This is a genomic window from Streptomyces sp. NPDC043870 (genome assembly GCF_056435785.1).
Genome location: NZ_JBWKDT010000002.1, coordinates 234598 through 254147 on the forward strand (window position 1 = coordinate 234598; position 19550 = coordinate 254147).

Sequence of the window (19550 nt, forward strand, 5' to 3'; positions counted from 1 at the left end):
CCCTTCATTCCTCCTCCTTCCCCCTCCCCTCCCATCGTTGTGGCGCCGCCCCTAGGGCGCCGCTGGCGTGGGGTTGCCGCATCCGCATCCGTACCGGCGCGCAGAAGGGCGCACGGAGTGGTGTGGACCAATGGCAATGGTGGAGTGCAGTGCTGCTGTGCGGGCGGGACGGGAAGTGCCTGCATGGTGCTGGAAGGCTGCGGCCTGCGCAACCGTTTCGACCGGATGCGGTCGGCCCCGGGCGTCCCCGGAGCCGACCGCCCTTGGGGTGACCGGGCTGCTGTCCCCTGCCGACCGGTCACGCGCGCCGGAGCGAGGTCCCACGACGCACCTGCGGTACGCCACACGCCCCAGCGGAGCCACGCGTGGTTCTTTCCTTCGGGGCCCGCCCCTGGCTGGCACGGACATCGGGACCAACGAAGCGGTACGGGAGCGGTCACGGGCCGTACGGGTGAGAGGGCGCCCGTACTGATGTGCGTATCCAGAGACCGCCCTGGCCGTTCAGATGCGGCCCCGGCACAGCTCCAGCAGCGTCATCGCCAGCGACGTACCCGGCTTGCCGAGCGCGTCCCTGTAGCGGCCGAGCACCTCCATCTCGCGCGAGAGATTCACGCGGCGGCCGCCGGAGGTGATGCGGGCCTCCTGGATGACGGCCGAGACGGCCATCCGTTCCTGGATCAGACCGATGATCCGGTCGTCGAGTGTGTCGATGCGCTCACGGGCTCCGGTGATCACATCCGCGGCCTCGGAGGTGCGGGCGCCGGTGTCGGTGACGGGAGTGACGGCCATGGTGAAGGGCTCCTTGGTGGAGGCCCCGGAGCGACCCGGCCCGGAAACCACAGAGCGCCCCGGGCCTGGTGGCCCGGGGCGCCTGGGAAGTCGCTTGTCAGTTGCTCAAGCAGCACGACCATGGCAGCCGGCGGGCCGGGTGCCATAGGTAAAGACGAAGGTCGAGTGCTTGCGCATGACGGTCAGTATGGCCCGGCCCCGGGGGCGGGACCAACGCGGGTTCGGATGGTGAGACGAAGAGCCACCCTCCTCCGCCGGTAGAATCGACAAATAGAGACCCCTCCCACCACCGCCGGAAGGCCGCCGTAGTGTCCTCAGCGTCCCCTGCTGCCGCACCCGACGTCGTGCTCGTTGTCGACTTCGGCGCGCAGTACGCCCAGCTCATCGCCCGCCGAGTCCGTGAGGCCCGGGTCTACAGCGAGATCGTCCCCTCCACCATGCCGGTGGCGGAGATGCTGGCCAAGAAGCCGGCGGCGATCATCCTCTCCGGCGGCCCGTCGTCCGTGTACGAGGAGGGCGCACCCCGCCTCGACCGTGCGCTCTTCGAGGCCGGCGTCCCCGTCTTCGGCATGTGCTACGGCTTCCAGCTGATGGCGCAGACCCTCGGCGGCACCGTTGACAACTCCGGTGCCCGTGAGTACGGCCGCACGGCGCTGCATGTGAGCAAGACGGGCTCCACGCTCTTCGAGGGCACCCCGGCCGAGCAGCCGGTGTGGATGTCCCACGGCGACGCCTGCTCCGCCGCGCCCGAGGGCTTCACCGTCACCGCGTCCACGGACGTCGTCCCGGTCGCGGCCTTCGAGAACGACGAGAAGAAGCTGTACGGCGTGCAGCACCACCCCGAGGTGATGCACTCCACCTACGGCCAGCAGGTCCTGGAGCACTTCCTCTACCGGGGCGCGGGCATCGAGCCGACCTGGACGACCCACAACGTGGTCGAGGAGCAGGTCGCGCTGATCCGTGAGCAGGTCGGCGACAAGCGCGCGATCTGCGGTCTGTCCGGCGGTGTGGACTCGGCGGTCGCCGCCGCCCTCGTCCAGAAGGCCATCGGCTCCCAGCTGACCTGCGTGTACGTCGACCACGGCCTGATGCGCAAGGGCGAGACCGAGCAGGTCGAGAAGGACTTCGTCGCCGCGACCGGCGTCTCGCTGAAGGTCGTCGACGCGCAGGAGCGCTTCCTGGCCGCGCTCGCCGGGGTCTCCGACCCCGAGGAGAAGCGGAAGATCATCGGCCGGGAGTTCATCCGGGTCTTCGAGCAGGCGCAGGCCGAGATCATCGCCGAGGCGGGCGCGCACGGCGACCAGCCGGTCCAGTTCCTGGTGCAGGGCACCCTCTACCCGGACGTGGTGGAGTCCGGCGGCGGCACCGGCACCGCCAACATCAAGTCGCACCACAACGTCGGCGGCCTCCCCGAGGACCTCGAGTTCGAGCTGATCGAGCCGCTGCGCAAGCTGTTCAAGGACGAGGTCCGGATGGTCGGCCAGGAGCTGGGCCTTCCGGAGGAGATCGTCCAGCGCCAGCCGTTCCCGGGACCGGGTCTCGGTATCCGTATCGTCGGCGAGGTCACCAAGGACCGCCTCGACCTGCTGCGCGAGGCGGACGCGATCGCCCGCGAGGAGCTCACCGCGGCCGGGCTCGACCGCGACATCTGGCAGTGCCCGGTGGTCCTGCTCGCCGATGTGCGCAGCGTCGGTGTCCAGGGCGACAGCCGGACGTACGGCCACCCGATCGTGCTCCGCCCGGTGTCCAGCGAGGACGCCATGACGGCGGACTGGACGCGCATGCCGTACGAGGTGCTCGCCAAGATCTCGACCCGGATCACCAACGAGGTCGCGGACGTCAACCGGGTGGTGCTGGACGTGACGTCGAAGCCGCCGGGCACCATCGAGTGGGAGTGACCCCTCCCCGTACGAACAAGGACGAAGCCGTCGCCCGCCTCGCGCGGGCGGCGGCTTCGGCGCGTGAAACCTCTGGTCAGTTGGGGTGACCGGAGGTACCTTCCGCCGCATGACCGAGACGCCCGCCCAGACGTCGGCCGGGACACCGCTCCCCGTTCCCGCGCCCGTCCCCGTCGAGCAGCTCCACTTCGCCATGCCGCCCGTGCACGAGTCCCCGGCCGACGAGCGGGCGTACCGGAAGCAGCGGCTCGCCGGGGCGCTGAGGCTCTTCGCGCGGTTGGGGTACGAGGAAGGTGTCTCCGGTCACGTCACCGCGCGGGATCCGGAGGTCCCGGACTGTTTCTGGGTCAATCCGTTCGGGGAGCCGTTCGCCACGATGACCGCGGGCAAGCTCGTCCTGGTCAACGGTGACGGACAGGTCGTGCTGGGTACCCGGCACGTCAACCAGGCCGCGTTCGCCGTGCATGCCGAGATACACCGGGCCAGGCCCGAGGCCGTCGCCGTCGCACACACCCACTCCGTGCACGGCCGGGCGCTGGCCGCGCTGGGGGAGCTGCTCGATCCGATCACCCAGGAGGCGTGCGCCTTCTACGAGGACCACGCTCTGTACGACGCGTACACGGGTGTGGTCGTGGACGCGGCAGAAGGCCGGCGCATCGCCTCCGCGCTCGGCGCGCACAAGGGCATCATCCTGCGCAACCACGGGCTGCTCACCGTCGGCGACTCGGTGGACGCGGCCGCCTGGTGGTTCCTCTCGATGGAGCGCTGCGCCCGGATCCAGCTCGAGGCCCGGGCGGCGGGAAAGCCGCTCCTCATCGGCCACCGCGACGCCCTCACCACCCGCGAGCAGCTCGGCACCGATCTCGTCGCATGGATCAACTACCAGCCGATGTGGCGGCAGATCGCCGCAGCGGAGCCCGAACTCATGTCGTAGTACGTCAATTTGATCGTGCGCAGATCACCCTCTCGTCGGCTTTCCGGTGCGTGATTGTCCCCGCCCGTACGGCACAATTCCTTGGAATTACGGGGTAGTTGCCGAAGCTGCCTACCGGGGAAGGGTGCGTCGCCGTGGCGGTGCAAGAAGCGGGACACAGCGTGCACGGGGGAGGCTGCACGTGCGGCGACTGCCCGCACGGAGCACGCGAGGGCCATCGGCGAGCCGTCGCCGGATTCCTCGCCCTGCGCGACGGACTGGCCGGGGGGCAGGGGCTGCCCGCCCAGGTCGCCTACTCCGCGGGCGCGTCCCGCCAGTGGGTCTCCGACGAGCTGACCGAGTCGGCCCGTGCCGTCGCGGAACGAAGCCGGGCGGCGGGCGAGGCCTGGCTCATCCGCGTCTGGCGGCGCACACTCCTCGCGCTGTGGGGCTGGGTCGCGCTGCTGCTCATCGCCCAGGCCGGGACCGCGATCGGCTCCGGCTGGAGCGTCTCCCGCACCGCGGGACTGGCCGCCGCGGTCTGCCTGGCGGCCCTGCTCACCGGCGCGGCCCGGCTGCACCGGACGCACGGCGGCCTGCTCGCCCCGCTCGTCGGCGAGGACAACCGGCTGTCGACCTCGCGGGCCGTCGCCGCCGCGTGGGTGCTCTTCGCCGCCTACACCGTCCTGTTCCTGGCGTTCCGCCTCGCCGCGTCGCAGCCGGCCGGACTCGGACTCGCCCAGGGCGCCGCCCTGCTGACCGTCGTCACGGTCGTCTGTCTGATCGCCGTCGTGGTACGCCGCGTCGTCACCGTGCGCATCATCACGCAGCGCCTGCAGAAGGTACAGGCGGACCGGCCGCGCCCCGCCGATCTGCTGTGCGACGACGCGGGGCGCGGGAGTTTCCCGGACGCGCAGTACGTCCTCGTCGGCGCTGCCGCGCTGGCCTGTGCGGGGGTCCTGCTCGCCCGCCGCCCCGACCAGTTGCCCGGACTGCCGTGGGGCCTCACGGTGCTGGTCCTGGTCTCCGCCGGCGTCTATCTCGCCGGGAAGTACGCGGAGGGCGGCCGGCCGGTCGTCCTCTCCGTCGTCCGCGCCCGTGAGCCCGGTGACCTCGACGGCCCCATCCGCACCGGCGACGACATCGAGATCCGCGGCGCCGGCTTCGTGCCGCCGGGCGCGGGGACCCCCGACCGGCTGTCCCGGATGACCGTCCGTATCGGCCCCGTCCACGTCCACGTCCCGCTGATCCCCGTCCCGGGCGGCTTCACCAACCCGACCGACACGAGCGTCGCGGTCCCGGTCCCGGCCGAGGTCGAACCGGGCAGGGTCGATGTGCAGGTGGTGACGGCGGCGGGCACCGAGTCGAACCGGGTGACCATCGACATCGCGGACTGAGCCTGCGTCGTGCGCCGAGGCGGCGCCGTGCACTGAGCCTGCGTGGCGTGCTGAGGCGGCGTCGTGCGCTGAGCCGTACGGCCGTCATCTCCGTATGCATAGGCGCGGGGCGTGGGGAGAATCGTTCCAGCCGGGTCAAACACGGAGGCGACGATGACACATGTGTACCGGACGACAGCCACCTACTCGAGCGATCAGGTCCGGAGCAGCTGGAAGGAGCGCGCGCAGCCCTACGCGCTGCTGCCGCTACGGCTCTTCCTCGGGGTGACGTTCATTTACGCGGGACTCGACAAGCTCACCGACAGCGCGTTCCTGTCGGCGACCGGCCCCGGGTCCATCGGGGAGCTCATGAACAATGTGCGGAACACGTCCGCCGTCCCCGGGCTCGTGGACATGGCCCTGCGCAACCCCGAAGGGTTCGGCTACGCCATGGCCTTCGGTGAGCTGGCCGTCGGCATCGGCACCCTGGTCGGGCTGCTGGCGCGGCTCGCCGCGCTCGGCGGGGCGCTGATCTCGCTGAGCCTGTGGCTGACGGTGAGCTGGCAGACGGAGCCGTACTACTACGGCAATGATCTGGCCTACCTGATGGCCTGGCTGCCGCTGGTGCTGGCCGGTGCGTCGGCGTTCTCGCTCGACGCCGCCATCGCGGAGCGGCGCCGCCGTATCCGGTAGTTCGTGAAGGTCGCGACCCCGGCGAGGAAGAGACCGCCGAAGACGACCGGGAAGGCCACGAACCACTCGGTCTCCCAGGCGCCCGCCGCGTCCCCGAGATAGGCCGCGGCGGTCGCCAGAGCCGCTGCGCCCGCGATCAGCCGGCCCGGACGGAACTCATGAAGCAGCACGGGTCACCTCCACCTGTCCGAGCCCGATCTCGAGATCGAGATCGAGCGTGCCCGCGGGCTTCGCGCCGGCCGGCGGGGCGAGCGTACGGGTACGGTCCTGGTCCGGGGCGATGTCCACGTCGTCGGCCGGGTCGCCGGGCAGGCTGATGTCGCCGATCCCCGCCTGCGCCGACACATTCACCTTCGCGCCCTCGGGCACGACGACCTTCAGGCGTCCCGCGCCGACCTCGGCCCGGGTGCTCACGGTCGTCTCCGCCGGGATCGCGACACGGCTGAGGTCGAGTGTGGCGTCGCCCGAGCCGAGTTCGTAACGCGGCGCGACGGCCGCGACCGTGGCGGGCTGCCACCGCGTCCGCGTCCAGTCGGTGCCGATCTCCTTGGGCAGCACGGAAGCTCCCGCCAGCAGGATCGCCGTGATCACCGTCATCAGGATCGTGCCCACGCCGATACGCCCGAGGAAGCTGCCCACCGCGAGACCGAGGCCGAACACCGCGAGCGCGCAGGCCAGTCCGATCTGCAGGCTCGTGCCCAGGGGCCGGCCGTCCCAGGACAGTCCCGTGCCCAGGCCGCCGGCCACCAGGGCGAGCAGGAGGACGAGACCGCCGATGCCGCGCGGTCCGCGGGGGCGTGGCGCGAGGACGGCCCGGTCGCGCCCGCCCCGGCGTGGCGGCGCCACGTCCGTCGCCGCGTCGGCCGGCCCCCACAGATAGCCGGTGGCGACCGGGCCCGTGGAGCCGTCCTTGATGATCGGGTCGCGCCACCAGGAGGGGCTTCCCGGGGCCGGCGGTGCCTTGGCCTCCGGCGGTGCCTCCGCCACCGCCTGCGCGGTGGCCCCGTCGAGCGGACCGCCGTCCGGTGCGACCGTCGTGCGCCGCTGCGACCACACGGCGGCGCCGGTCACGGCCAGCGCCAGCAGTGCGGAGAACGCGAGCGTGCCGCCATTGCCGATCATCGACAGGAACACGGCGCAGCCGAGCAGGGCCAGCAGCAGCGCTGCCAGACAGGCGCCGTCGACGCGGCCCGACAGGGCGCGCCGCGCCTCGTTCTCGTCGCTGCCCTCCAGCGGGATCAGCAGCCAGGCGAAGCCGTAGAAGATCAGGCCGATGCCGCCGGTCACCGACAGCACCCCGATGACGATGCGGAAGATCACCGGATCGACGTCGCAGTACCGGCCGAGGCCGCCGCACACTCCGCCCACGAGCTTGTGCCGCGGGGTCCGGCGCAGCAGCACCGGCGGAGGCTGCTGCTCCGACGGCGGCGAGGGCGGCGGAGCGGTCGGCTGAGTCATGACTCCATGGTGACGGGCCGCATCCCCGGGTGGCAGCCGCCCCGACCCTGGCCCTTCCCTGATATTGCGCCGATGCCGGCTCCGGGGGACCCCTGAGGTTCAGGGTCGGTCTCAGGGACGGCCCTGATGTCCGCGCCCGTACGTACGTGTGACGATCGGGGCATGCCAGTCGCCGCCGCCCGTCCGCCCGAGACCGAAGAGCCCGCCGTCCGCAAGCTGTACCGCAGCGCCGACGGGCGCTGGCTGGGCGGTGTCGCGCGCGGGCTCGCCGGGCATCTCGGGCTGCCGGTGATCTGGGTGCGGCTGGTCTTCCTCGGCCTGTTCATGGCGGACGGACTCGGCGCGCTGCTGTACGCGGTCTTCTGGATCGTCGTCCCGCTCGGTGTGGGGGGCAGGTCCGCCGAACCGAAGCCCGTCTTCGAGACGACCCCGGACGGCAGGCGGCGGCTGCGCAAGCCCGACAGGGGCCAGCTCTTCGCGATGTTCGCGCTGCTGATCGGCGCGGTCGTCTTCGTCGCCAATGTCGACATGGGCGGCTCCGCCAACCGCTATGTGTGGCCGGTGCTGCTGATCGCCGCCGGTGTCGTCCTGGTGTGGCGGCAGGCGGACAACGCCCGCCGGGCCCAGTGGGCGGGCGACGACCGGCGCCGCAGACTGCTGCAGCTGGCGCGCGGCCTCGCGGGCGTCGCCCTGGTCGGCATGGGCCTGACCGTCTTCATGGTCGTCCGCGGCTCGGCGGCCCAGCTCGGCAACGTACTGACGGCGGCGATCGCCGTGATCGTCGGCGTCGGTCTGCTCGCGGGCCCCTGGCTGGTCCGGATGACCCAGGACCTCTCCGAGGAGCGGCTGATGCGTATCCGCGCCCAGGAGCGCGCCGAGGTCGCCGCCCACGTCCATGACTCCGTCCTGCACACCCTGACCCTGATCCAGCGCAGCGCGGACGACGCGGGCGAGGTGCGCCGGCTCGCCCGCGCCCAGGAGCGCGAGCTGCGCAACTGGCTGTACAAGCCGGAGGGCACCGGCAAGGACGAGGGCGAGGAGCCCGCCACCCTCGCCGACGCGGTGAAGAAGGCCGCTGCCGAGGTCGAGGACAAGCACGGTGTCCCGCTGGAGGTCGTGGTCGTCGGCGACTGCCCGCTCGACGAGAAACTGACCGCACAGATGCAGGCCGCGCGCGAGGCGATGGTGAATGCCGCGAAGTACGGTGGCGAGGGGGGCCCCGTTCGGGTGTACGCGGAGGTCGAGGGCCGTGCGGTGTTCGTCTCGGTACGGGACCGGGGGCCCGGCTTCGACCCGGACGCGGTTCCGGAGGACCGGATGGGCGTACGAGAATCGATCATCGGCCGTATGCAGCGCAACGGCGGGACGGCGCGTCTGCGGTCCGTGCCCGGTGAGGGCACCGAAGTGGAGCTTGAGATGGAGAGGGCGGACGGATGACCGAGCAGACCGACGGAGCCGGTGGGACTTCGGAGCGTCGTGTACGGGTCGTGCTCGTCGACGACCACCGGATGTTCCGCGCCGGTGTCCAGGCCGAGATCGGCCGGACCGACGAGACGGGCGTCGAAGTGGTCGGCGAGGCCGCCGACGTCGACCAGGCGGTCACCGTGATCACGGCGACGCGCCCCGAGGTGGTGCTCCTGGACGTCCATCTGCCGGGCGGCGGCGGCGTCGAGGTGCTGCGCCGCTGCGCGAGCATGATGACGGCCGCCGAGCACCCGGTCCGGTTCCTGGCGCTGTCCGTCTCGGACGCCGCCGAGGACGTCATCGGTGTGATCCGCGGCGGCGCCCGCGGCTATGTCACCAAGACGATCACCGGCACCGACCTGGTCGACTCGATCTTCCGGGTGCAGGACGGCGACGCGGTCTTCTCGCCACGGCTGGCCGGGTTCGTCCTCGACGCCTTCGCCTCGACGGACGCGCCGCCGGTGGACGAGGACCTGGACCGGCTCACCCAGCGCGAGCGGGAGGTGCTGCGGCTCATCGCGCGCGGATACGCGTACAAGGAGATCGCGAAGCAGCTCTTCATCTCCGTGAAGACGGTGGAGTCGCACGTGTCGGCGGTGCTGAGGAAACTGCAGCTGTCGAACCGGCACGAGCTGACGCGGTGGGCGACGGCGCGTCGGCTCGTGTGACGCGGTCGTTCACGCACCCGGTGCTGCAGCCCTGCCAGTCGTGCACGCACGTGGTGCTGCAGCCGTGCACGCACGCGGTGCTGCAACCGTGCATGCATGCGGTTCAGCCATGCACATTCGGGAATCTGTGATGAAACCGCCGCACGACCGTGGCAACCAGGGCGGGTCAGGCTCCATCTGACTGTCCGTGATGAGTTTGACCGGGACGCCCTTTTTCGTGACCGCGATCGTACTGGCCGTGGTCGCCGTACTGCTGCCGCTGGCCCTGTGGAGCCGGGTGCGCGGCCCTGCCCTGCTGCGGGGCACCGTCCGGCTGATGATGCTCGGCTTCGCGCAGTCGACCGCGCTCCTCGTGGTCTTCATCGCCGTGAACAACAGCAACGGCCTGTACGACAGCTGGGAGGACCTGCTGGGCACGGGCGACCATGTCACGACCGCGCAGGACCTCGGTAAGGACGGCATGGGCGGGGTCCGCTGGGCCGATCTGCCGAAGACCAAGCAGACCTTCAAGCGCGCCACGGACCCGATCGTCGGGGAGGGGGTGCAGGTCACCTCGCTCACCGGGCAGGTGTCGGGCGTCCAGGGCGAGGTGTACGTCTGGCTGCCTCCGCAGTACGACGAGCCCGCCTACCGGAACACGAAGTTCCCCGTCGTCGAGATGCTGCCCGGCTATCCCGGCTCCTCCAAGGCCTGGTTCGGCACGCTCAAGGTGCAGGAGCAGCTCAGGCCGATGATGGAGCGCGGCGAGGTCGCGCCGTTCATCCTCGTCGCCCCGCGCACCACCCTGATCGGCCGCTCGGACACGGGCTGCGCCAACATTCCGGGCAAGATCAACGCGGACTCGTGGCTCAGTGTCGACGTCCGCAAGATGGTCATGGACAACTTCCGTGCCACGCAGAAGCCCGGCGGCTGGGCCGTCGCCGGATACTCGGCCGGCGGCCACTGCGCGGCGAAGCTCGCCGTCGCCCACCCCGACCGCTACCGCGCCGGCGTGAGCCTGTCCGGCTACAACGACCCGGCCGCCGAGAAGGCCTCCCTCGCCGCCCACGATCCCGAGCTGCGTCGCGCCAACAACCCCCTGCGCATCCTGGAGTCCGCCAAGACCGGCCCGCGCACGGCGCTCTTCGTCTCCGGCGCCCGCGGCGACGGCTACGAATCGGGCCTTGCGCTCCGCGCCGCCGCCAAGTTCCCGACGAGTGTCGACGTCTTCGAGATCGGCGGTGCCCACGACACCGGCGAGTGGAAGCGCCAGGTCCCCGATGTCTTCCGCTGGCTGACCCGCCAGGTCACGTACGAACGCGGTCCGAACCCGTCGGCGGCGGGTCACTGACCCGGGCCGTGAGCACGGGCTGGTGGAACCCGCTGTGGACGCTCCGCGCCCCGGCCCCCGGGAGCGGTGGACGAGTCCGTCCAGGGCCGCGTCCTGACGGGCCGTGCCGACGTCCCGGTCCGGGAAGACCAGGTGGTGGTACGCGGTCGGCTCGTCCGAGAAGCCGCGCACGGAGAAGTCGGGCACCGGGGAGAAGCCGGACACCGGGCCACTCCAGGTCGTGTCTTCAGAGTCCCGTCTGCTTCGGGCGGACGGCGCTCCTCTGAAGACACTCCCCAGGAGCCGGGCACCATGGGGGGCGGTGCCAGGGGGCTCCGTCACCCCGGAAGGGTGAAGTCCGCCTTCTCCGCCACGCGCCGGTAGCCGATGCCCTCGTAGATGCGCTCGATGTCGGCGTCGCCCGGCTCCAGCCAGACGGTGCGGATCCCGCGGGCGAAGGCCGCCGTGGTCAGAAACACGGAGACCACGGCGCCGATGCCGCGCCGGCGGAAGGGGGCCGCCACGGCGAGGCCGGCGAGTTCGCTGAGGCCGTCGACCGGCACGGAGCAGCCGCCCGCGGCGACGGGGGTGCCGTCGAGCGCCGTGGCGAGGGCCGCGACGCCACCGTGCTCGGACGCCTCCCGCAGCCAGCGGATCTCACCCTCCACCGGTTCGCCGGTCCCGCCGTACGCGAGGTGCTGGACGCCGGCCGCGGCGACGTACTCCGCGAGTGCGGACGGCTCGGTGACGGTGATGCCGTCCACCGGCTCCGGCGCCCGGAGGTCACCGGGCGCGCAGGCCAGCAGAGGTGCGCGGTTGGTGACCGTGAACCCGGCCGCCAGCAGCGCGGATTCGGTGCCGGGAGCGGTGGCCGGCAGGAACTCCAGCCGCGGCACCCGGTCCAGCTCCCGGAACAGCGCGACGAGCGCCTCGATGTCGGCGGCCGACGGGACCGCGCCCGCGTCGGGGATCGCGTAGTTGGCGGGCGGAATCTCCCAGTCGGGGTTGTACCGCACCGTGAACGGGCCCACCCGCCGGTGGTGCGGAGAACGCAGCGTCAGCGTGCGTGAGGAGTTCTGTATGTCATGGGCGATCGATTCCATGAAGCCGGGATGCTACGCGACCCGCGTCGCCCCCGCGTAGGGCATTTCGTCGATCGGCGCGATCCGGACCGGCGCCCCCGGGCGCGGTGCGTGGATCATCCGGCCGCCGCCGATGTAGAGGCCCACATGGGAGATGCCGGAGTAGAAGAAGACCAGGTCCCCGGGGGCGAGTTGGGACCGCGGGACGCTTTGGCCCGCGTTGATCTGGGTGTACGTCGTGCGGGGGAGGGAGATGCCCGCGGCGCGCCAGGCGGCCTGGGTCAGGCCCGAGCAGTCGTACGCGGAGGGTCCGGTCGCGCCCCAGACGTACGGCTTGCCGAGCGCCCCGTACGCGTACGCCACGGCCTGCGCGGCGCGCGCGTTGGGCGCGGTGGCCGGTGGTGCGCCGGGGACGGTCCTGGCGGCGTCCCGGTCCGCGCGGCCCGCCGGTGTGCCGTCCTGGCCGTTGTACGCGGCGCGCTGTGCGGCGGTGAGCTGTGCCAGCAGTGCCTCGGCCGCCGCGAGCTTCTTCCGTATCGTCGTGCGATGCCGCGCCAGCTCCGCCTGCCGCTGCTGAAGCTCGGCGAGCCGCTCGCCCGCCTCGGAGCGGACCTGCGCGATCTCCCTCAACTGCCGCCGGACCCCGGCGATCGCCGCGGCCTGCCGCTCCCCGGCGCGCTCCGCCAGCTCCGCGCCCACCAGATAACGGGCCGGGTCGGAGCTGAGCACGAGCTGCACGGCGGGGTCGATGCCGCCGGCCCGGTACTGCGCGGTGGCGAGGGAACCCAGTGCGTTGCGGGAGGCGTTGAGCCGGTCCGTACGCCGTGCCGCCTCGGCCCGCAGCTCGTTCGCCGAGGCCTTTGCCGCGTCGGCCTTCTCCTTCGCGCCGTTGTACTTCTCGGTCGCCTCCTCGGCCTCTTCGTACAGTTTGTCGGCCTTGGCCTTGACCTCGTCCGGGGTGAGGAGCGGTTCGGCGTGCCCGGCCCCCTCGAAGGCGGTGGCGGCTGCCGCGCCGGCGAGCGCGAGGGTGGCGGAGAGGCGGGCGGCGGGGCCGGAGAGCGTGCGCTGCCTGGGTTTGCGGTGCGCTGCCACGAGGGAGCCAGTCCTTCCGTAGGGTCCACCGGTACGGGTACCGGCGGCGGACCGCACAGGGGGGACGGTCCACCGCCGGTCTTTCGGCGGGGGCGACCGGCTGCCGTCCGGGTACGGGACGGTGGTGAGGAGTCGGCCACCTGGGGGAGGACGCTAAACCTCCGGGTTGCGACACGGCGGCGTCCTGACCGGTATTGGTGGGAGATGGACCGGCCGGGGTCACTTTCGGACCGTACGGCTAGGCTCCGGTGCCATGGACGTACTCATCAATGTCTTCGTCGCCCTGCACATCATCGGTATCGCGGCGCTGCTCGGCGGCTTCCTGACCCAGATGAAGGCGATGGGCGAGGGGACGGCGCGCTTCACGCCCGCGATGCTGCACGGTGCGCTTACCATGCTGGTCACGGGCGTGGTGCTGGTGGGGCTGAATCAGGCGGACGACCAGCCGGTGAACAACCTCAAGATCGGCATCAAGCTCGCGGTGCTCGTGGTGATCCTCGCGCTGGTCTACGTCAAGCGGGACGAGGAGAACGTGGACAAGGGGGTGTTCGCGACGGTGGGCGTGCTGACGCTGGCGAACATCTTCATCGCGACGCTGTGGACGTGATGCGGACGGGGGCCCGGGGGGCCCGGGGGTTCCAGGCTCCGCGCCGGTCGGCCGAGCCCGAGCAGCTCATGCCGCGACTCCCCTTGGTCAAAGGCCGGTTGCGGCGTGAGTCCGGCACCGGGCGGCGGCTCCCACCGGCGCGACTTCCGTAAGCACCACTTCCGTAAGCACCGCCTCTGTAAGCACGACTTCGGCAAGCCGGGCTCCCGCAAGCCGGGCTCCCGCAAGCCCGGCTTCCGCAAGTCCGCTCGGCACGCCCTCTAGGCGGGGCGGACGCTCCCGTAGATCGGCATGTAGTAGATCGACTCCTCGCGGACGTTCGTGCCCGGCTTCGGGGCGTGGATCATCATGCCGTCGCCGATGTAGATGCCGACGTGGCTGATGTCGTCGTAGAAGAAGACCAGATCACCCGGGAGGAGATCCTGCGTCGCCACCCGCTGTCCGACCTCCACCTGGTCCCAGGTGGTCCGGGGGAGATCGACACCGGCCGCCTTCCAGGCGGCCTGGGTGAGCCCGGAGCAGTCGTACGAGCTGGGGCCGGTCGCGCCCCAGACGTACGGCTTGCCGATCTGGGCGCGGGCGAAGGAGAGGACCTTCTCGGCCTTGGCCGCGTACGAGTCGGGGGCGGTGCCGGTGCCGGTGCCCGTGCCCGTTCCCGTTCCCGTTCCCGTTCCCGTTCCCGTGTCGGTACCGGTACCGGTACCGGTGCCCGTGTCCTGGTTCTGCTCCTGCTCCTGCTGCGCGCGCTCCTGGCGCAGCCGCTCCGCCTCCGCCTCGGCTTCCGCCTTGGCCTGTGCCTCGGCCTTGCGGCGGGCTTCTTCCTCCCGCTCCCGCTCCAGCGCCTCGAGCCGCGCCTTCTCCTCGGCGGTCAGCTGGGACAGCAGCGCCCGCGCCTCGGCGAGCTTCTTCTGGACGGTCTGCTTGCTCTCACGCAGCGTCTGCTGCGAAGCGGTCAGCGACTCCAGGCTCTTGGTCGCCTGCGCGCGCTGCTTCGCCGCCGCGGCCTGCTGGGTCTCGAAGTCGGCGATGGCGCTGCGCTGCTGGTCGGTCAGCCGGTCCATCAGCTGTGTCTGGTCGAAGTACGCCTGCGGGCTGTCGGCGAAAAGCAGCGCGGCGGTCGGGGCCACCGCACCCGTACGGTACTGGGCGGCCGCGTACGAACCGAGGGCCCGGCGGGACTCGTTGAGGGAGTCCGTGCGCTTGGCGACGTCGTCGAGGATCGTGTCCACCGCGCGGCGCTGCTTCTCGGTGGCCTCCTGCGCCCGGTTGTAGTCCTGGGTCGCGGAGCCCGCCTGCCGGTACAGGTCGTCGACCTTCTTCTGGACCTCTTCGATGCTCGGCTTCGGGTCGGCTGTCGCGTTCTGGGTCGAGAGCAGCGTCACGCCCGCCAGGGCGGCCGTCGTGAATCCGACGGCGGATGAATTCGTGCGAGTGCGGCTGCGCGGCTTGCGATGCGACGCCAAGGCCGGCATCTCCTTCCGTGGACCGCCTACCGGGTTAGCTGTCGGGTTCGGACGGAACGGAAGGCTGTCCTACGGGCCGGGTGGAGTGCGGCCCGATTCACCCCAGTTGTACATGTCTGGTGGGTCCCCGGTTCCGAACTCCCCTGCGGGAGGCCGGATTCGGCGCAGGCTGCCCGATTGGCGTAGGTCGCCGTTGGCAGTACGGGCCGCCTGGGCGAGCACGCTAGCCAAACTGTGGTGCTGCTGTGAAGGACGATGTTCGATATGCCCGATACATTTCCGTGACCTTGGCGTGTCGTGGCCGAGGCGTGACAGTATGTGATCGTTTCCTGTATGCACTCCGACACGGTGCGTGCTGCTGCTCGGGCGCGGCGCGGTACGTGTTGCTCGGGCAAAGGGAGGCGTTGCGCTCGGGCAAGAAGAGGCGTTGCGCCCCCGGCGCGGGGAGGTGTCGCGCTCCGGCGCGGGGAGGCGTTGCGCTCCGGCGCGGTGAGTGTGGTGAAGGCGGCGGCGGGCTGTCAGTGGGGCGGCCTAGACTCATAGAGCGATGAGCAGCCTCTTTGATGACAGCTTCCTGGCGGACCTCCAGCGCACCTCGGCCCCGGAGGAGCACCCGCCGCCCGAGCCCGACGAGCACGACGAGCACCCGCCCCACGAGGAGGTCCCGCACGACCTCTTCGAGGGCGCTTTCGACGCGCCTCCGGCCCGCGACGCGTATTACCGGGACGGGGCGCCGCGCCCTGCCGTGGACCCGGCCGCGCTGCTCGAGGGGCTGAACGAGCAGCAGCGTGCTGCCGTCGTGCACCAGGGCTCGCCGCTGCTCATCGTCGCCGGCGCCGGCTCGGGCAAGACCCGGGTGCTGACCCACCGGATCGCCCACCTGCTGGCGACCCGCCATGTGCATCCCGGCCAGATACTGGCGATCACGTTCACGAACAAGGCCGCGGGCGAGATGAAGGAGCGCGTGGAGCACCTCGTCGGCCCGCGCGCCAACGCCATGTGGGTCTCCACCTTCCACAGCGCCTGCGTCCGCATCCTGCGCCGCGAGAGCAAGAAGCTCGGTTTCACGTCGTCGTTCTCGATCTACGACGCCGCCGACTCCAAGCGGCTGATGGCCCTGGTCTGCCGTGATCTGGACCTCGACCCGAAGCGCTACCCGCCGAAGTCCTTCAGCGCCAAGATCTCGAACCTGAAGAACGAGCTGATCGACGAGGAGACCTTCGCCGACCAGGCCGCCGACGGTTTCGAGAAGACGCTGGCCGAGGCCTACCGGATGTACCAGGCGCGGCTGCGCGAGGCCAACGCGCTGGACTTCGACGACATCATCATGACCACCGTCCATCTGCTCCAGGCGTTCCCGGACGTCGCCGAGCACTACCGGCGCCGGTTCCGCCATGTCCTCGTCGACGAGTACCAGGACACCAACCACGCCCAGTACACGCTGGTCCGCGAGCTGGTCGGGACGGGTTACGAGGACCTGGAGCCGGCCGAGCTGTGCGTCGTGGGCGACGCCGACCAGTCGATCTACGCCTTCCGCGGAGCCACGATCCGCAACATCCTCCAGTTCGAGGAGGACTACCCGGACGCGACGACGATCCTGCTCGAGCAGAACTACCGCTCGACCCAGACGATTCTCTCCGCGGCCAACGCCGTCATCGAGCGCAACGAGAGCCGCCGTCCCAAGAACCTGTGGACGAATGCGGGCGCGGGCGCGCAGATCACCGGCTATGTCGCCGATACCGAGCACGACGAGGCCCAGTTCGTCGCCGACGAGATCGACCGGCTGACGGACGCGGGCAATGCCAAGGCCGGCGATGTAGCGGTCTTCTACCGGACGAACGCGCAGTCCCGTGTCTTCGAAGAGATCTTCATCCGCGTCGGCCTGCCCTACAAGGTCGTCGGCGGCGTGCGCTTCTACGAGCGCAAGGAGGTCCGGGACGTGCTGGCGTATCTGCGGGTCCTGGCCAACCCGGAGGACAACGTCCCGCTGCGCCGGATCCTGAATGTGCCCAAGCGCGGCATCGGCGACCGGGCGGAGGCGATGATCGACGCCCTGGCGCTCAGGGAGAAGATCACCTTCCCGCAGGCGCTGCGCCGCGTCGACGAGGCGTACGGCATGGCGGCCCGCTCCGCCAATGCCGTCAAGCGCTTCAACGCACTGATGGAGGAACTGCGCACGATCGTCGACTCGGGCGCGGGGCCGGCCGTCGTCCTGGAGGCCGTGTTGGAGCGGACCGGATATCTGGCCGAGCTCCAGGCGTCGACCGATCCGCAGGACGAGACGCGCATCGAGAACCTGCAGGAACTTGCCTCGGTGGCCCTGGAGTTCGAGCAGGAGCGCGGGGCCGGGGAGGGCTCCGGCACCCTCGCCGAGTTCCTGGAGAAGGTCGCGCTCGTCGCCGACTCCGACCAGATCCCCGACGAGGACGAGGAAGGCACGGGTGTCATCACGCTGATGACGCTGCACACGGCGAAGGGCCTGGAGTTCCCGGTCGTGTTCCTCACCGGCATGGAGGACGGCGTCTTCCCGCACATGCGCGCGCTCGGCCAGACGAAGGAGCTGGAGGAGGAGCGCCGCCTCGCGTACGTGGGCATCACACGCGCCCGCGAGCGGCTCTATCTGACGCGGTCGTCGATGCGGAGCGCCTGGGGCCAGCCTGCGTACAACCCGCCGTCGCGGTTCCTGGAGGAGATCCCGGACGCGCATCTGCAGTGGAAGCGCACCGGTCCCATGGCGGCGCCCGCCGGCCCGACGTCCGGGATCACGTCTTCGCTCTCGTCGTCCCGGTCGCGCTCCGGCCCCTCGGGCTTCGCCACGCGGCGTACGACGGACAAGCCGGTGATCGCGCTGGCGATCGGGGACCGGGTCACGCACGACCAGTTCGGACTGGGGACCGTGATGGCGGTTACCGGCTCGGGTGCGGACGCACAGGCGACGATCGACTTCGGTGACACCAAACCGAAGCGGCTGCTTCTGCGGTACGCACCGGTCGAAAAGCTTTAAGGAAGCGGTTCGGGGGGCGGGGGCTCGGCTTCCGCCCCGGTGCCACGGGCAGGTGCGCGAGCCGGAGCCGGAGCCGGAGCCGGACTCGGACCGCGGTGCGGCCCGGACGGGCCCTAGGTCGGGCTGAGGCCGTGGCTGCGCAGCCACGACAGCGGGTCGATCGCGGACCCGCCGCCCGGCCGGACCTCGAAGTGCAGGTGCGGGCCGGTGGAGTTGCCCGAGTTGCCCGAGTACGCAATGACCTCGCCGGCCTTGACCGATCCCGAGCGGATCTTGGTGCTGCTGAGGTGGCAGTACCAGGTCTCCGTGCCGTCGGCGGCGGTCACGATCGCCATGTTCCCGTACGCACTGTTCCACTGGGTGCGCACGGTGCCGTCCGTCGCGGCCATCACCGGCGTCCCGTACGAGACGGGGAAGTCGATACCGGTGTGCATGGACATCCAGTTGACGCCCGCCTGGCCGTAGTAAGCACTCAGCCCGTGCTGAGCGACCGGCAGCGCGAACTTGGGTCGCAGTGCCTCGCGTCGGGCGGCCTCCGCCTCGCGCTTCTTGCGCTCGGCCTCCTGGCGCTCCTTCAGGTCGATGCGCTCCTGTGTGCGGCTGGCGCGGTCACCGAAGTCGCGGGCGTCGGCGCTGAGCGCCGCGAGCTGGGTGTCGAGCTTGTTGTTCGCGGCGACGGGCTTCACGGACGACGGATCGGCGGCCGTGACCGCGGTGTCGGCGTCCTTCGTCTCGCCGCCGGTGAGCCCACCGACCGAGGCGGCGGCGACACCGGCGACGCCCATCACGCAGGCGGACGGTACGGCGACGGTGAGGAGCGCGGAGCGCTTGGCGGGGGTGCGGCGACGTCCGCGGCTGCCGCCGGCCCGGCGTACGGGGCGGACCGGTACGGCGGCGGGGGAGAGGATGACGGCGGGCGCGGTAGCGGTGTCGGCGTCGGCGACAAGCTCGGAGTCGGAGTCGTAGTCGGCGTGGTCGCCCTCGGACTCGTAGTCGTAGTCGGCGGCGTGGTCGCCCTCGGGCTCGTAGTCGTAGTCCGAACCGGTCGCGGCCGCGGTGTCGGCGTCGAACTCGTCCGCGGGGGAGAACTGTTCAGGGATGACGGCCTCGGTGAGGTCCTGGTGGCCGTCGTACACGGGATACTCGGCGTACTCCGCAGACTCTGTGTGCTCTGCGTGTTCCGTGTGGTCGAGGTGCTGCTCCGCGTACCCGATGTGCTCGGCGTACTGCTGGGTGTCGACGTACTGCGGATACGCGGCCGTGGCTTCCGCCGGGACCTCCGCGCCGGAGTTCCAGGCGGTGGCGTCATACGCGCCCGTTTCGTACGCCGATGCCGTGCCGTACCCGGCCGCCGGCCACTGGCCGGTCGTGTCGTACGCGAAGGTGGCCGCGGCCGTTTCGTACTGCCCTGTCGCGAACTGCCCTGCCTGGTTCCAGGCGTTGGCGTCCCACTGGCCCGTGGCGTCGTAGTGGGTGGTGTCGTACTGCTGCGGGTATGCCTGCTGGTGCGCCTGCGCGCCGAAGGTGTCGTAACCCGTACCCGTACCCGTACCCGTACCCGTCGCGGAGCCCGTGTTCCACTGCGTCGCGTCGTACTGCCCGCTATGTCCGCTGTGTCCCGCTTCGTAACTGCCCGGCAGGGCGCCGAAGAGCGGGTCGGTGTCGAAGCTGCCGGTGGCGTACGCGTCGTACCCGGCGTTGGGGTGCTGGTCGTTCACCAACTTCTCTCTCGCC

The 19550-nt window shown here is 71.1% G+C and carries 17 protein-coding genes and 1 riboswitch; of the genes, 9 read left to right on the forward strand and 8 right to left on the reverse strand.

The window, feature by feature from the left end:
- Nucleotides 1-501: 501 nt before the first annotated feature.
- On the reverse strand, nucleotides 502-789 hold the full coding sequence (locus tag AC0699_RS03520; RefSeq protein WP_478655074.1) for a chorismate mutase: 288 nt from the start codon (nucleotides 787-789) through the stop codon (nucleotides 502-504).
- 308 nt (nucleotides 790-1097) lie between these two features.
- Here AC0699_RS03520 and guaA point away from each other — a divergent pair, with 308 nt between their 5' ends.
- The 4 genes from guaA to AC0699_RS03540 all read left to right on the forward strand — a co-directional run bounded on the left by guaA (nucleotide 1098) and on the right by AC0699_RS03540 (nucleotide 5669).
- On the forward strand, nucleotides 1098-2687 hold the full coding sequence (guaA, locus tag AC0699_RS03525; RefSeq protein ID WP_478655076.1) for a glutamine-hydrolyzing GMP synthase: 1590 nt from the start codon (nucleotides 1098-1100) through the stop codon (nucleotides 2685-2687).
- Nucleotides 2688-2796: 109 nt separating this feature from the next.
- A complete protein-coding gene (locus tag AC0699_RS03530; RefSeq protein ID WP_478655078.1) occupies nucleotides 2797-3621 on the forward strand; it encodes a class II aldolase/adducin family protein in 825 nt (274 codons plus the stop codon).
- 134 nt (nucleotides 3622-3755) lie between these two features.
- Nucleotides 3756-4997, forward strand: a complete 1242-nt coding sequence (locus tag AC0699_RS03535; RefSeq protein ID WP_478655080.1) for a hypothetical protein — start codon at nucleotides 3756-3758, stop codon at nucleotides 4995-4997.
- 153 nt (nucleotides 4998-5150) lie between these two features.
- Nucleotides 5151-5669 carry a DoxX family protein gene (locus AC0699_RS03540; protein ID WP_478655083.1) on the forward strand — a complete coding sequence of 173 codons (519 nt, stop codon included), beginning with the start codon at nucleotides 5151-5153 and terminating at the stop codon, nucleotides 5667-5669.
- On the opposite strand, the gene AC0699_RS03545 is transcribed toward AC0699_RS03540, so the two are convergent.
- Nucleotides 5576-5839: a hypothetical protein gene (locus AC0699_RS03545; RefSeq protein ID WP_478655085.1), complete on the reverse strand. Its 264-nt coding sequence runs from the start codon at nucleotides 5837-5839 to the stop codon at nucleotides 5576-5578. The two genes, AC0699_RS03540 and AC0699_RS03545, sit on opposite strands and share 94 nt — an antisense overlap.
- Complete coding sequence (locus AC0699_RS03550; protein ID WP_478655088.1) at nucleotides 5826-7127, reverse strand: PspC domain-containing protein; 1302 nt, start codon at nucleotides 7125-7127, stop codon at nucleotides 5826-5828. Before AC0699_RS03550 ends, AC0699_RS03545 begins: the two co-directional genes overlap by 14 nt.
- Nucleotides 7128-7289: 162 nt before the next feature.
- Here AC0699_RS03550 and AC0699_RS03555 point away from each other — a divergent pair, with 162 nt between their 5' ends.
- The 3 genes from AC0699_RS03555 to AC0699_RS03565 all read left to right on the forward strand — a co-directional run bounded on the left by AC0699_RS03555 (nucleotide 7290) and on the right by AC0699_RS03565 (nucleotide 10589).
- A complete protein-coding gene (locus tag AC0699_RS03555; protein ID WP_478655091.1) occupies nucleotides 7290-8564 on the forward strand; it encodes a PspC domain-containing protein in 1275 nt (424 codons plus the stop codon).
- Nucleotides 8561-9259 (forward strand): LuxR C-terminal-related transcriptional regulator, encoded by a 699-nt coding sequence (locus AC0699_RS03560; RefSeq protein ID WP_478655093.1) that lies wholly within the window; start codon nucleotides 8561-8563, stop codon nucleotides 9257-9259. The genes AC0699_RS03555 and AC0699_RS03560 overlap by 4 nt, the downstream gene beginning before the upstream one ends.
- Before the next feature lie 190 nt (nucleotides 9260-9449).
- Nucleotides 9450-10589 (forward strand): alpha/beta hydrolase, encoded by a 1140-nt coding sequence (locus tag AC0699_RS03565; RefSeq protein WP_478655096.1) that lies wholly within the window; start codon nucleotides 9450-9452, stop codon nucleotides 10587-10589.
- Nucleotides 10590-10906: 317 nt separating this feature from the next.
- Here the strand turns inward: AC0699_RS03565 and AC0699_RS03570 are convergent, their stop codons facing one another.
- Both AC0699_RS03570 and AC0699_RS03575 read right to left on the reverse strand, forming a co-directional pair.
- Nucleotides 10907-11671, reverse strand: coding sequence for a GNAT family N-acetyltransferase (locus tag AC0699_RS03570; RefSeq protein ID WP_478655099.1), 765 nt, complete (start codon nucleotides 11669-11671; stop codon nucleotides 10907-10909).
- Between the two features lie 12 nt (nucleotides 11672-11683).
- The gene (locus AC0699_RS03575) at nucleotides 11684-12742 is read right to left on the reverse strand and encodes a C40 family peptidase (protein ID WP_478655102.1); all 1059 of its coding nucleotides are present in this window, start codon (nucleotides 12740-12742) and stop codon (nucleotides 11684-11686) included.
- 253 nt (nucleotides 12743-12995) lie between these two features.
- Here AC0699_RS03575 and AC0699_RS03580 point away from each other — a divergent pair, with 253 nt between their 5' ends.
- Nucleotides 12996-13349, forward strand: a complete 354-nt coding sequence (locus tag AC0699_RS03580) for a hypothetical protein (protein ID WP_478655105.1) — start codon at nucleotides 12996-12998, stop codon at nucleotides 13347-13349.
- Nucleotides 13350-13436: 87 nt separating this feature from the next.
- Here the strand turns inward: AC0699_RS03580 and AC0699_RS03585 are convergent, their stop codons facing one another.
- Complete coding sequence (locus AC0699_RS03585; RefSeq protein ID WP_478655107.1) at nucleotides 13437-13604, reverse strand: pentapeptide repeat-containing protein; 168 nt, start codon at nucleotides 13602-13604, stop codon at nucleotides 13437-13439.
- A gap of 5 nt (nucleotides 13605-13609) precedes the next feature.
- A complete protein-coding gene (locus AC0699_RS03590) occupies nucleotides 13610-14821 on the reverse strand; it encodes a C40 family peptidase (protein WP_478655110.1) in 1212 nt (403 codons plus the stop codon).
- Nucleotides 14820-14987: riboswitch (cyclic di-AMP (ydaO/yuaA leader) on the reverse strand. It overlaps the preceding gene by 2 nt.
- Nucleotides 14988-15359: 372 nt before the next feature.
- Between AC0699_RS03590 and pcrA the strand changes: the two genes are divergently transcribed.
- Complete coding sequence (pcrA, locus tag AC0699_RS03595; RefSeq protein ID WP_478655112.1) at nucleotides 15360-17816, forward strand: DNA helicase PcrA; 2457 nt, start codon at nucleotides 15360-15362, stop codon at nucleotides 17814-17816.
- Between the two features lie 113 nt (nucleotides 17817-17929).
- Here the strand turns inward: pcrA and AC0699_RS03600 are convergent, their stop codons facing one another.
- Nucleotides 17930-19534, reverse strand: a complete 1605-nt coding sequence (locus AC0699_RS03600; protein WP_478655114.1) for a M23 family metallopeptidase — start codon at nucleotides 19532-19534, stop codon at nucleotides 17930-17932.
- Nucleotides 19535-19550 lie beyond the last annotated feature (16 nt).